The 11,718-nt window shown below is 69.3% G+C and carries 15 protein-coding genes and 3 tRNA genes; 5 read left to right on the top strand and 13 right to left on the bottom strand.

The features are described 5' to 3' along the window. Positions 1-43 precede the first annotated feature (43 nt). Positions 44-694 (top strand): NAD(P)-dependent oxidoreductase, encoded by a 651-nt coding sequence (locus ACWFRJ_RS27365; RefSeq protein WP_453536260.1) that lies wholly within the window; start codon positions 44-46, stop codon positions 692-694. 31 nt (positions 695-725) lie between these two features. Here the strand turns inward: ACWFRJ_RS27365 and ACWFRJ_RS27360 are convergent, their stop codons facing one another. From ACWFRJ_RS27360 to ACWFRJ_RS27325, 8 genes are all read right to left on the bottom strand, one after another. Continuing rightward, the gene (locus ACWFRJ_RS27360) at positions 726-1,883 is read right to left on the bottom strand and encodes a UDP-N-acetylmuramate dehydrogenase (protein WP_453536257.1); all 1,158 of its coding nucleotides are present in this window, start codon (positions 1,881-1,883) and stop codon (positions 726-728) included. Further along, complete coding sequence (locus tag ACWFRJ_RS27355; protein WP_453536254.1) at positions 1,858-3,297, bottom strand: DHA2 family efflux MFS transporter permease subunit; 1,440 nt, start codon at positions 3,295-3,297, stop codon at positions 1,858-1,860. The genes ACWFRJ_RS27360 and ACWFRJ_RS27355 overlap by 26 nt, the downstream gene beginning before the upstream one ends. Before the next feature lie 80 nt (positions 3,298-3,377). After that, a complete protein-coding gene (locus ACWFRJ_RS27350) occupies positions 3,378-3,944 on the bottom strand; it encodes a TetR/AcrR family transcriptional regulator (RefSeq protein ID WP_453536251.1) in 567 nt (188 codons plus the stop codon). 150 nt (positions 3,945-4,094) lie between these two features. Continuing rightward, the gene (locus ACWFRJ_RS27345) at positions 4,095-4,523 is read right to left on the bottom strand and encodes a MaoC family dehydratase (RefSeq protein ID WP_453536248.1); all 429 of its coding nucleotides are present in this window, start codon (positions 4,521-4,523) and stop codon (positions 4,095-4,097) included. A gap of 4 nt (positions 4,524-4,527) precedes the next feature. Next, a complete protein-coding gene (locus ACWFRJ_RS27340; RefSeq protein WP_453536245.1) occupies positions 4,528-4,992 on the bottom strand; it encodes an FAS1-like dehydratase domain-containing protein in 465 nt (154 codons plus the stop codon). A gap of 87 nt (positions 4,993-5,079) precedes the next feature. After that, complete coding sequence (gene rpmG / locus ACWFRJ_RS27335; RefSeq protein ID WP_004571794.1) at positions 5,080-5,244, bottom strand: 50S ribosomal protein L33; 165 nt, start codon at positions 5,242-5,244, stop codon at positions 5,080-5,082. Positions 5,245-5,335: 91 nt separating this feature from the next. Continuing rightward, positions 5,336-5,408, bottom strand: a tRNA-Met gene (locus ACWFRJ_RS27330). 47 nt (positions 5,409-5,455) lie between these two features. Next, positions 5,456-5,528, bottom strand: a tRNA-Thr gene (locus tag ACWFRJ_RS27325). Between the two features lie 500 nt (positions 5,529-6,028). Between ACWFRJ_RS27325 and ACWFRJ_RS27320 the strand changes: the two genes are divergently transcribed. The 3 genes from ACWFRJ_RS27320 to ACWFRJ_RS27310 all read left to right on the top strand — a co-directional run bounded on the left by ACWFRJ_RS27320 (position 6,029) and on the right by ACWFRJ_RS27310 (position 8,605). After that, complete coding sequence (locus ACWFRJ_RS27320; RefSeq protein WP_453536242.1) at positions 6,029-7,357, top strand: amidohydrolase family protein; 1,329 nt, start codon at positions 6,029-6,031, stop codon at positions 7,355-7,357. Between the two features lie 94 nt (positions 7,358-7,451). Further along, positions 7,452-8,108: an SDR family oxidoreductase gene (locus tag ACWFRJ_RS27315; protein ID WP_453536239.1), complete on the top strand. Its 657-nt coding sequence runs from the start codon at positions 7,452-7,454 to the stop codon at positions 8,106-8,108. Positions 8,109-8,227: 119 nt separating this feature from the next. Continuing rightward, a complete protein-coding gene (locus tag ACWFRJ_RS27310; protein ID WP_453536236.1) occupies positions 8,228-8,605 on the top strand; it encodes a nuclear transport factor 2 family protein in 378 nt (125 codons plus the stop codon). Between the two features lie 66 nt (positions 8,606-8,671). Here the strand turns inward: ACWFRJ_RS27310 and ACWFRJ_RS27305 are convergent, their stop codons facing one another. Further along, positions 8,672-8,911: a hypothetical protein gene (locus ACWFRJ_RS27305; protein ID WP_453536233.1), complete on the bottom strand. Its 240-nt coding sequence runs from the start codon at positions 8,909-8,911 to the stop codon at positions 8,672-8,674. Between the two features lie 68 nt (positions 8,912-8,979). Further along, positions 8,980-9,061: transfer RNA gene (locus ACWFRJ_RS27300), tRNA-Tyr, on the bottom strand. Positions 9,062-9,263: 202 nt separating this feature from the next. On the opposite strand from ACWFRJ_RS27300, the gene ACWFRJ_RS27295 reads away from it, so the two are divergent. Beyond that, positions 9,264-9,752, top strand: a complete 489-nt coding sequence (locus ACWFRJ_RS27295) for a YajQ family cyclic di-GMP-binding protein (protein ID WP_383276979.1) — start codon at positions 9,264-9,266, stop codon at positions 9,750-9,752. A 153-nt stretch (positions 9,753-9,905) separates the two neighbouring features. Here ACWFRJ_RS27295 and ACWFRJ_RS27290 read toward each other — a convergent pair whose 3' ends face one another. From ACWFRJ_RS27290 to htpX, 3 genes are all read right to left on the bottom strand, one after another. Continuing rightward, positions 9,906-10,172, bottom strand: a complete 267-nt coding sequence (locus ACWFRJ_RS27290) for a GlsB/YeaQ/YmgE family stress response membrane protein (protein ID WP_453536230.1) — start codon at positions 10,170-10,172, stop codon at positions 9,906-9,908. A gap of 144 nt (positions 10,173-10,316) precedes the next feature. Next, positions 10,317-10,709 (bottom strand): YccF domain-containing protein, encoded by a 393-nt coding sequence (locus ACWFRJ_RS27285; protein WP_453536227.1) that lies wholly within the window; start codon positions 10,707-10,709, stop codon positions 10,317-10,319. Beyond that, positions 10,706-11,569 (bottom strand): zinc metalloprotease HtpX, encoded by an 864-nt coding sequence (gene htpX, locus ACWFRJ_RS27280; RefSeq protein WP_383276987.1) that lies wholly within the window; start codon positions 11,567-11,569, stop codon positions 10,706-10,708. Before htpX ends, ACWFRJ_RS27285 begins: the two co-directional genes overlap by 4 nt. Positions 11,570-11,718: the final 149 nt, after the last annotated feature.

The following is an 11,718-nucleotide window of genomic DNA, read 5'->3' as shown; positions in this document are numbered from 1 at the left end:
TCTAGGGGTGAGTGAATACTTACCCACCTGGGGAGGATGCGCCATGAAGCTCACGGTGTTCGGTGCGACCGGCGGTGTCGGCGGGGAGATCGTCCGGCAGGCGCTCGCCGCGGGTCACGAGGTCACGGCGGTCGTGCGTGACCCTGCGCGGCTGAGCGCGACGGGCACGACGGGCACGACGGGAGGGAGCCTTGAGGTGTTCCGGGCCGACCTGACGGACCCGGAGGCCCTGCGGGCCGCGGTGGCCGGACGGGACGCGGTCCTCTCGGGCCTCGGGGCGCGCAAGAAGGCGGACGCGGGGATCGCAGCCGAGCTCACGCGGTCGGTCGTGCGCGCGATGGAGGCCGAGGGGGTGCGCAGGCTGGTGGTGGTGAGCGCGGCGCCGGTCGGCCCTCCGGCCGAGCGTCAGCCGGTGGTCGACCGGATCGTGGGTTCCCTGGTCAGCAAGATCCTGAAGCCCGTGTACGACGACCTGCGGGCCATGGAGGCCGACCTGGCGGCCAGCGCGACGGACTGGACGTCCGTGCGCCCGCCGAGGCTGCAGGACAAGCCGGTGACGGGCGGCTACCGCATGGTCGTCGGGGGCACACCGGTCAGCGGGCGGTTCATCGGCAGGTCCGATGTGGCGCACGCGATGCTGGCGGTGCTCGACGACCTGTCGACGGTGAAGCAGGGCGTGGGCGTCGCCTACTAGGCGCCTTGCGGGTGCTCCGGAGAGGGTGCCCCTAGAGGCTGACGCCCACCGTCACCGGCTCGTTGACCAGCGTGACCCCGAAGGCGTCCCGTACTCCGGCGACGACCTCACGGGCGAGGGCGAGCAGGTCCTCCGTGGTCGCGCCGCCGCGGTTGGTGAGGGCGAGGGTGTGCTTGGTGGAGATGCGGGCCCGGCCCTCTCCGTAGCCCTTGGTGAAGCCCGCCTTGTCGATGAGCCAGGCGGCGGAGGTCTTCACACGGCCGTCGTCCGTCGGGAAGGCGGGGGGTGCCACGTCCGGGCCCAGACGGTCCGCCACGCGCGCGTGGAAGGCGGCGAACTCCTCCTGCGTGAGGATCGGGTTGGTGAAGAAGGACCCGGCCGACCAGCTGTCGTGGTCCTCGGGATCGAGCACCATGCCCTTGCCCGCGCGCAGCTTCAGTACGGTCTCGCGGGCGACGGCCGCCGGGACCCGGTCACCGGCCTCGACGCCGAGGGTGCGGGCCGTCTCCGGGTACTTGAGGGGGGCGCTCATCCCCTGGGCGTCCTCAAGCACGAAGCGGACACGCAGCACCACGAAGCGGTCGGCATCGGCCTTGAAACGGCTGTGGCGGTACGAGAAGTCGCACTCGGCGTTCGTGACGGTGACCGTCTCGTGCGTCTCCCTGTCGTACGCGATCACTTCGGTGATGGTCGACGAGACCTCCTGGCCGTACGCCCCCACGTTCTGGATCGGCGTCGCACCCGCGGAGCCGGGGATCCCGGCGAGGCACTCGATGCCCGCGAGACCGGCCTCCACGACACGGGCCACCGCGTCGGTCCACACCTCACCGGCCGCCAGTTCGAGCTTCGTACCGTCGAGTGCGAAGCCCTTCGTGGCGATGCGCAGAGCGGTGCCGTCGAACCCCTTGTCGCCGATGACGAGGTTCGAGCCGCCTCCGACGAGAAGCAGCGGGGTCCCGGAGTCGTCGGCTTCGCGGACGGCGGCGATCACCTCGGCGTCGGTCGTCGCGGTGATCAGACGGGCCGCGGGACCGCCGAGCCGGAAGGTGGTCAGCGGGGCGAGGGGAGCATCGTGGAGTTCCTGCACGTGCTCAAGAGTACGGTCCGTGGCCCCGCCTCTCGGGCGGGGCCACGGACCGTGGGGTGAGGCGGGCGGAGCCGGTTCAGACGCCGACGGGCGTGCGCTCATCGGCCGCGGCCGGCACAGCACCGTCCTGCTTCCCGGCAGCGGTCCGCCCCGGGAGCAGCGCCGCCGCCACCGCACCCACGCCGACGAGCGCGGCGCCGGCCCACAGCGCGGGCCCGAGGCCGTCCACAAAGCTCTGGGCCGACCCGTAGCCGCCCTGGGCGGAGAAGACCGAGGCGAGGATCGCGATGCCGAGGGCGCCGCCGACCTCCCGCAGGGCGTTGTTGGCGCCGGACGCGATGCCCTGCTCGGACGGGCGGACGCTGGACATCACCAGGTTCGCGGCGGGAGCGAAGTACAGCGCCATGCCGATCCCGCTGATGATCAGGGCGGGCAGCTGGGCGCCGTACGACACGTCGGGCTCCACGATGGCCGCGAACCAGGCGAGGCCGACGGCCTGGAGCGCGAGGCCCGCGGTCACGACGGGGCGGCCGCCGAACCGGTCCGCGAGATAGCCCGCGAGGGGAGAGACGATCATCGGCATACCGGTCCAGGGCAGCATCCGCAGGCCCGCCTCGGTGGGCGAGTAGCCGATGACGTTCTGCAGGAACTGGCTGAGCAGGAAGATCGAGCCGAACATTCCTACGAACATCAGCAGGCTCGCGGCGTTGATCGCGGAGAAGGCGCGGCTACGGAAGAGCCGCATCGGCAGCATCGGATTCTTGCTGTTGATGCCGTGGTGGACGAAGCCGCCGAGCAGCGCGGCGCCCGCGATCAGACCGGTGAGGACGGTCGCGCTGGTCCAGCCGTCGATGTTGCCGCGGATCAGCCCGTAGACGATGCCGAAGAGCCCGCCGCTGGCCAGCAGCGTTCCGGCGATGTCGAGCGGCGCCCCCGTGCCGTAGGACTCGGAGAGGCGCAGGCGGGCCAGCGGGAGCAGCGCGACGCCGAGCGGGACGTTCAGCCAGAAGATCCACTGCCAGGACACGTGTTCGGTGAGACTGCCGCCGATGAGCGGACCACTGGCGACCGCGAGACCGTTGACGGCGCCCCAGATCCCGTACACCATCCCGCGCTTGGCCACCGGAACGGCAGCCGTCAGGAGGGTCAGCGTCAGCGGCATCATGATCGCGGCGCCGACACCCTGGACCGCGCGGGCGGCGATCAGCGCCTCGATGCCGGGCGCGAGGGCCGCGGCGGCGGAGGCTCCGGTGAAGATGGTGAGGCCGGTGATGAAGAGCTTGCGACGCCCGAAGCGGTCGCCCAGGGCGGCGCCGAACATCAGCAGCACGGCGAAGGTGAGGGTGTAGGCGCTCACCGTCCATTCGAGGTCGTGCAGCTCTCCCCCGAAGTCCTCGCGGATGGCGGGCAGGGCTGTGGTGACGACGAGGTTGTCGAGGGCCGCCATGAATCCGGCGACGCTGGTGATGGCGAGGGCCCAGGCTGCTTGCCCGCGCCTTGCTGTCTGCAGTGACATTGCTTCCCCTTTGGTTAGTTATTGATGACTAACTTTCGTGGGCGCAAAAGTACGCACCCCCCTGACCTGTGCGAATCAGCTCAGCCCTGCTCCCCCTGAGGCTGCGCCGAGTCGTAAAAGCCGGTCCACACCCGGTGGTCGGGCCGGAACCCCATCGACACCAGAACGTTGATCAGCATCCCGTACGCGAGGAACTGCGTCGCATCGCCGACATCCGCACCCAGCGCGAGGCGGACCGTGTCGTACATCTCCATCCAGCCGGCCCGCAGCGCCTCGCCGAACTCCCGGTCACCCGTCGCCTCCGCGGAGGCCACAGCGACGTACATCTGCATCTGCATGAGCAGCATGTCCGGGTCGTCGGCGATGAGTGCCTGATAGGCATCGCCCATGGCGTGCAGGGCTTCCTCCCCCTCGAGCCCCTCGGACGCCTTCCTGAAGACCTCGGTGACCTCCTGGCAGCAGCGCTCGGAAGCGGCGAGGAAGATCGCCTCCTTCCCCGGGAAGAGGCGGAAGAGATACGGCTGCGAAACACCCACCCGCTTGGCGATCACCTCGGTGGACGTGCCGTTGAAGCCGCCGCGGGCGAATTCGATCATCGCCGCGCGGATGACGCTCTCGCGTCGCTCCTCTGCGCTCATCCTGACCATGTGATGAAGTTAGTGGCCAATCACTACCTGAGTCAAGAGGTCATGGCGGGCGGCAGCAGCGGTGGGTAGGCAGTAGTAAGGGGCACCCGCCCACGGCGGGTGCCCCTTACTACTGCCTACCTCTTCTTACCTCTTCATGTGCTGCGAAGGTCAGGCGAGCTGGACCACGGCCCGGGACATGCCAAGCACCTTCTGGTCCCCGCTCTTCGCCACCAGGTCCACCCGGACCCGGTTGTCGTCGAGCTTCACCGCGACCTTGGCGCTGACCTCGATCAACGCACCCTGGTCGTCGTTCGGGACCACGACGGGCTTGGTGAAGCGCACGCCGTACTCGACGACGGCGGCAGGGTCGCCCACCCAGTCCGTCACCACGCGGATCGCCTCGGCCATGGTGAACATGCCGTGCGCGATGACATCGGGCAGGCCGACCTCGACCGCGAACTTCTCGTTCCAGTGGATCGGGTTGAAGTCACCGGAAGCACCCGCGTACCGCACGAGTGTGGCGCGTGTCACGGGGAAGCTCTGGGCCGTCAGCTCGGTGCCGACCTCGACGCTGTCGTACGAAATCTTGGCGGTCATCGACTCAGGCTCCCTCTGCCGCGGGCTCCGCCGCACGCGCGACGAGCTTGGTCCAGGCGGTCACGACGTGCTCGCCGGCCTCGTCGTGGACCTCGCCGCGGATGTCCAGGATGTCGTTACCCGCCATCGACTTGATGGCCTCGATGGTCGAGGTGACCGTGAGTCGGTCCCCCGCACGCACCGGGCGGGTGTACGCGAACTTCTGGTCCCCGTGCACGACGCGGCTGTAGTCGAGCCCCAGCTGCGGATCCTCGATGACCTTGCCCGCGGCCTTGAACGAGATGGCGAACACGAAAGTCGGCGGAGCGATCACATCGGGGTGCCCGAACGCCTTGGCGGCCTCCGCGTCGGTGTACGCGGGGTTGGCGTCGCCCACCGCCTCGGCGAACTCACGGATCTTCTCCCGGCCGACCTCATAGGGATCGGTGGGCGGGTAGGACCGCCCCACGAAGGACTGGTCGAGCGCCATGGACTCGGTACCTCCTGCAGGTATGGGTGAACAACGACGCGAGGCCGCCCCCGAAAAACGGGGACGGCCTCGTGTACGAGCCTGTATCTAGCGCGTTTCGCGGTGCGCAGTGTGCGCGTTGCAGCGCGGGCAGTGCTTCTTCATCTCAAGTCGGTCCGGGTCGTTACGCCGGTTCTTCTTGGTGATGTAGTTCCGCTCCTTGCACTCCACGCAGGCCAGCGTGATCTTCGGGCGGACGTCTGTGGCAGCCACGTGAGTGCTCCTTGACGGACGGATGGACGGATGAACGCAAAAAAATAGTAGCCGATCGAAGGTCCGACCCCACAATCGGCTACCAATTCAGTAGCGGTGACCGGACTTGAACCGGTGACACAGCGATTATGAGCCGCTTGCTCTACCGACTGAGCTACACCGCTGCGATGCCGGATCCCCCCGTCCGAAGACGAGGATCAACCAACATCAGAGCCCCAATGCGGAATCGAACCGCAGACCTTCTCCTTACCATGGAGACGCTCTACCGACTGAGCTATTGGGGCGAGCGATGAAGACATTACACGGTCGGTCGCCGATCGCCCAAATCCGTTTCGCCGGGGCTGTCCAGGGGCATCTCGACAGGCGTCCCGGCCGCCTCACCACGTCACTTCGGCGCCTCGCGCCACACCGGTTCGGCCCTTCGCGCCACACGGGTTCGGGCACTCTGATCACGCCGGTACGGGACCTCTGATCACGCCGGTACGAACCCTCGGACCACGCCGGTACGAGCCCTCGAGCAGCTCCTCTTCGGAGTCCCGCACCACGGTTCTCCGTAGCCCCGCACCACGGTTCTCCGTAGCCCCGCACCACGGTTCTCGGTGGCCCGCACCACGGTTCTCGGTGGCCCGCACCACGCCGGTACGACTATTTCGCTCCTCCTCGAAGAGGGCCGGTCGTCGCCATAGGCTCGACCCACGTTGCGTGATCTTGGACGTCGTGCTCCCGGACGCCTCCGCCCGGCCGATGCCACGCCCCGCAGCCGCCCCCGAACCTCAGGAGCGCGATGCCCGACAGCCAGCCGCAGCCCCACTCCTCCGGCTCCTCCGGCTCCTCCGGCTCTTCCGGTTCTTCGGGTGATGAGGCCGACACCACCGCACTGCTCCTCTGCGGTGCCCGGCTGACCGACGGCCGGACCGTGGACGTGCGGCTCGGCTCCGGGCGCATCGAGGCGGTCGGTACGGCGGGCAGCCTGACCGCGCAGTCCGCGCGGCAGTCCGCGCGGCAGTCCGCGCGCGTGGACCTCGGCGGCTACCTCCTGCTGCCGGCCGCGGCCGAACCGCACGCACACAGCGACACGGCCCTGTCCGCGGACGCGGAGGGCCCGGTCTCGTACGAACTCGCCGACGTCCAGCGCCGGACCACCGAAGCCGCCCTGCTGCAGCTGGGGCACGGCGCGACGGCGCTGCGCTCGCACGTGCGGATCGGTGACGTGCCCGGTCTCACGTCGATGGAGGCGGTGCTGCAGGCGCGGCGCTCGCTGCGTGGCCTGGTCGACCTGACGGCTGTTGCCGTGCCGCGGCTGCTGACCGGGGTGGCGGGTGCCGACGGGCTCGCGATGCTGCGGGACGCGGTGAAAATGGGCGCCTCCGTAGTGGGCGGTTGCCCCGACCTCGACCCCGATCCGACCGGGTACGTGGAGGCGGTGCTCGAGGTCGCCGCCGAGCACGGCTGCCCCGTCGACCTGCACACGGACGCCAGCGATTCGGCGCGGCTCGGGCGGCTCGCGGCGATGGCGGGCGGGCTGCGGCCCGGGGTGACGATCGGTCCGTGCGGAGGGCTCGGACGGCTCCCGTCGGACGTCGCCGCTCGGACGGCGGAACAGCTGGCGGCGGCCGGCGTGACGGTGGTGTGCCTGCCGCAGGGCGGGTGCGGGAGCGTGGAGCGGCGGGGCGCTGTGGCTCCGGTACGGCTGCTCAGGGCGGCCGGAGTACGGGTCGCTGCGGGCAGCGGGGCCATGCGGGACGTGTCGAACCCCGTGGGGCGCGGGGATCCGCTGGAGGCCGCCTATCTGCTGGCCTCACGGTGCGGGCTGCGCCCCGATGACGCGTACGGCGCGGTGAGCACGGCGGCGCGGGCCGCGCTGGGGCTGCCCCAGGTGCGGGTGGAGGCGGGCTTCCCCGCTGAGCTGCTCGCGGTGCGCGGCGACCATCTCGCGGGGGCGCTCTCACTCGCGTACAGCCGCATCGTGGTGCACCGGGGGCGCGTGGTGGCACGGACGAGCGCAGTGCGGGAGTACTGCGATTCGGCAGCCGCCGTGGCCCTCGACCTGCCGCGCCAGGGCCGCTCGAAGGGAGCGGGCCCGGGACGGCCGAAGGGCGCGGAACCGTCCTGAGAGCGGCGGAAGCGTCCTGAGGGCGGGTGACGCTTCCGGCCGTGCTCCCGCGTGCGCGGGGCGATCATGCGGGAGCTGTCGTACGGTCGGAGACATGCGCATTGTCATCGCTGGAGGTCATGGTCAGATCGCGCTGCGGCTCGAGCGGCTGCTCGCCGCGCGGGGTGACGAGGTCGTAGGACTCGTCCGCAGTGCCGGACAGGAAGGCGACCTGCGGGCAGCGGGTGCCGAAGCGGCGCTGTGCGACCTGGAGTCGGCATCCGTCGACGAGGTCGCCGGGCTTCTTCAGGGCGCCGACGCGGCCGTCTTCGCGGCGGGCGCGGGGCCGGGCAGCGGAGCCGACCGCAAGAACACCGTGGACCGCGACGCCGCCGTGCTCTTCGCCGACGCGGCCGAGCGCGCGGGCGTGCGGCGCTACGTCGTCGTGTCGTCGATGGGCGCCGACCCCGCGCACGAGGGCGACGAGATCTTCGACGCCTATCTGCGGGCCAAGGGCGAGGCCGACGCGTCCGTGCGCGGCCGCAAGGCTCTGGACTGGACGATCCTGCGCCCCGGGATGCTGACGGACGACGCGGGCACCGGTCTCGTACGCCTTGAGGTGTCGACCGGACGCGGGCCGATCCCGCGTGACGACGTGGCCGCGGTGCTCGCGGAGCTCGTCGATTCGTCGGCGACGGCGGGCCTGACGCTGGAGCTGATCAGCGGGTCGACGCCGGTGTCCGTGGCGGTCAAATCCGTAGCGGGCAACTGACGTCCGTACGGCGAGATCGGCTTCCGAAGTCGGTCTCCGGAGGGATGTCCCGCGCGCGTGGCGGTGCTTGTCTTGAGTGGCGGTGCTTGTCTTGAGCTGCCGCCTACGTGAGGAACGCCATGCCCGCTTCCCAGGTGCCCGCCGCGCGCGAGGCCCTCGTGCGGCAGATGTACGCCGTCTTCAGTACCGAAGAGCGCGACGCGTTCATCCCCCGCTCCCTGGCACCGGACGTGGACTGGCCGAACCTCTTGGACAACACCCGCGCCCGCGGCATCACGGCGGTCCGCGCCTACTGGGCACGGCAGTTCGCGGTGATGCACCCACTGGTGCACCTGGAGCGGCTGCGGCTCGACGACGACGGACGGCGCGTCGTGGCGACCGTACGGCCCGGGCTGCGGGACGAGACGGGCGATCACTGGGCGCCGACGACGGTCGAGCACGTCTACACGTTCCGCGACGACGGCTTGGTGAGCCGGATGGACATCAGGCATCCATAGCCCCACACGGGCCCGTGCGTGCCCCACACGGGCCCCACAGAAGCCCTGGAAGCCCGCGAGAGCGCCTCAGAACAGCTGGAGCTGACCGGGGAAGTCCGGGACCACGTAACCGTCCAGAGCGGGCTGTGCGGCGCCCAGCAGGGCCTGCCTGCGCGAACCCGGACAGGAGACGAGATCACCGCTGCCACGCTGCCCCGGCGGATCGTGACGGGCGAACCGACCCCCGACGACGGCGATTTCACGACGGCACTCGGGACAGTTCCTGCGGCGCGAGGCCGTGGATGACGCTGACGACATGGACGACATGGCCTCAGCGTACGAAAAGACCCCCTCCAACTCGCGTTTCCGCAAGATCGGAGAGGGTCTCCTTCGTGTGGCGGCGCCAGGATTCGAACCTGGGAAGGCTGAGCCGGCAGATTTACAGTCTGCTCCCTTTGGCCGCTCGGGCACACCGCCTGGGTCGCTGCCTGGAATCGACCGTTTGGTGCGGGCGCTCCGTGGCAACGACGTAAACGATACCTGATGCACAGGGGTGCTTCGCCACCCGATTGATCAGTGCCCGGCGCGGGGGCGGTGGCTAGGCTTTGCGGATGCGGCCAGGGACCGAAGGCCGTGCACCAGCTGAGTACGCAGACCCCGATACAAGGAGCCACAGGACATGGCCGACTCCAGTTTCGACATCGTCTCGAAGGTCGAGCGGCAGGAGGTCGACAACGCCCTCAACCAGGCCGCCAAGGAGATCTCGCAGCGCTACGACTTCAAGGGCACGGGTGCCTCGATCGCCTGGTCCGGCGAGAAGATCCTGATGGAGGCGAACGGCGAGGAGCGGGTCAAGGCGATCCTCGACATCTTCCAGTCCAAGCTGATCAAGCGCGGTATCTCGCTGAAGTCGCTGGACGCGGGCGAGCCGCAGCTGTCCGGCAAGGAGTACAAGATCTTCGCCTCGATCGAAGAGGGCATCTCCCAGGAGAACGCGAAGAAGGTCGCCAAGATCATCCGCGATGAGGGCCCGAAGGGCGTCAAGGCGCAGGTCCAGGGCGACGAGCTGCGCGTCAGCTCGAAGAGCCGCGACGACCTGCAGGCCGTACAGGCACTGGTCAAGGGGCAGGACTTCGACTTCGACGTGCAGTTCGCGAACTACCGGTAGTCGTCAGTACGCGGTAGGCGGTAGGCGGTAGGCGCCAGTTAGTACTGGTGTTTCTCGTCGTACTACGCCGGAGGGCGGGCACCCGAATCGGGTGCCCGCCCTTGCTGCTGGCCGCAGATCGTGGGATCGGCGCCTGGAGCGGCGCGCGTGGCCTCAGCGGCGGGAGTGGCCGAAGAGGATGCGGTAGACGACGAGCAGGGCCAGTGAGCCGCCGATGGCCGCCACCCAGGTCGGGCCGTCGTAGAAGTCGTTGGATATCGGGCGGTCGAGATAGCGGGCGGAGTACCAGCCGCCGATGAAGGCGCCCGCGATACCGATGAGGGTCGTGCCGATGAAGCCACCCGGGTCGCGGCCTGGCAGCAGGACCTTGGCGATGGCACCGGCGAGCAGCCCCAGAACGATCCAGCTGATGATGCCCATGCGGTCAACCTGCCCCTCTTTGTGCTGTCCTCCTGGAGGACGTCACTGGGGCGGGGTGCGGTTGCGGTGATCAGCCGGGTGCGGTGTATGACACACGGGTGAGCACACGGGTGCGATGCCGTGGCATCGCACCCGGTACGCGCGCTAGCGCGTCGCGAACGGCTGGTCCGTGCGGACGATTTCGCGGCCGAGCGGCATCAACGACACCGGGATCAGCTTGAAGTTGGCGATGCCGAGCGGGATTCCGATGATCGTGACGCAGAGAAGGAAACCGGTGACGACGTGGCCGATCGCGAGCCACCAGCCCGCGAGGATCAGCCACAGGACGTTGCCGATGCAGGACGCCGCACCCGCGTCACGGCGCTCAACCGCCGCGTAGCCGAAGGGCCACAGGGCATAGCGGCCGATCCGGAAGCTGGCGAGGCCGAACGGGATGCCGATGATCGTGATGCACAGGAGCAACCCCGCCAGGAGGTAGCCGAGGAACATCCAGAAGCCGCACAGGACTAGCCATATGACGTTGAGGATTGTCTTCACTGGTGGCGACCTGCCATCTGCTCGAGCCGGGCAATGCGCTCCGCCATCGGCGGATGCGTGGAGAACATCTTGGACATGCCCTGCCCCGGACGGAAAGGGTTCGCAATCATCATGTGACTTGCCGTCTCGATGCGGGGCTCGGGCGGCAGCGGCAGCTGCTTCGTGCCCGCGTCGAGCTTACGCAGGGCGCTGGCGAGGGCCAGCGGGTCCCCCGTGAGCTGTGCGCCCGAAGCGTCGGCCTCGTACTCCCTGGAGCGGCTGATCGCGAGTTGGATGACGGAGGCGGCAAGGGGGCCCAGGAGCATGATCAGGAGCATGCCGAAGATGCCGGGACCGTCGTTGTCGTTCGACCTGCCGACAGGGATCAGCCAGGCGAAGTTGACCAGGAACATGATCACCGAGGCGAGTGCGCCCGCGACCGACGAGATCAGGATGTCGCGGTTGTAGACATGGCTGAGCTCGTGGCCGATGACGCCCCTCAGCTCACGCTCGTCCAGGAGGCGCAGGATGCCGTCGGTGCAGCACACCGCCGCGTTGCGCGGATTGCGGCCCGTCGCGAACGCGTTCGGCGCCTCGGTGGGCGAGATGTAGAGGCGGGGCATGGGCTGGCGGGCCTGGGTGGAGAGCTCGCGGACCATGCGGTACAGCGCGGGGGCCTCGAATTCGCTCACCGGGCGCGCGCGCATGGCACGCAGGGCGAGCTTGTCGCTGTTCCAGTACGCGTACGCATTGGTGCCGAGCGCCACGAAAAGCGCGACGATCAAGCCCGTACGCCCGAAGAAACTGCCGATGACGAGAATAAGGGCGGACAGTCCCCCGAGGAGTACGGCGGTCTTCAGCCCGTTGGTCCGTCGGTGCACGGTACGCCCTCCTGTGGTGCGTGGGGGAACCCTCTGTCTACTGGTGCTTCCACTCTTCAGTGGACCCTCCCGTACTGGTCAACGCCAGGCGGCAGGCACTAGTTCCCTTGTGCGCGCAGGAGCGGTGCAGGAGCGATATGGGCCGCTCG

It is taken from the genome of Streptomyces sp. NPDC055239, assembly GCF_053606205.1.
The sequence above is the reverse complement of the archived record's forward strand: the minus strand, read 5'-3'. Positions and strand labels throughout refer to the sequence as shown.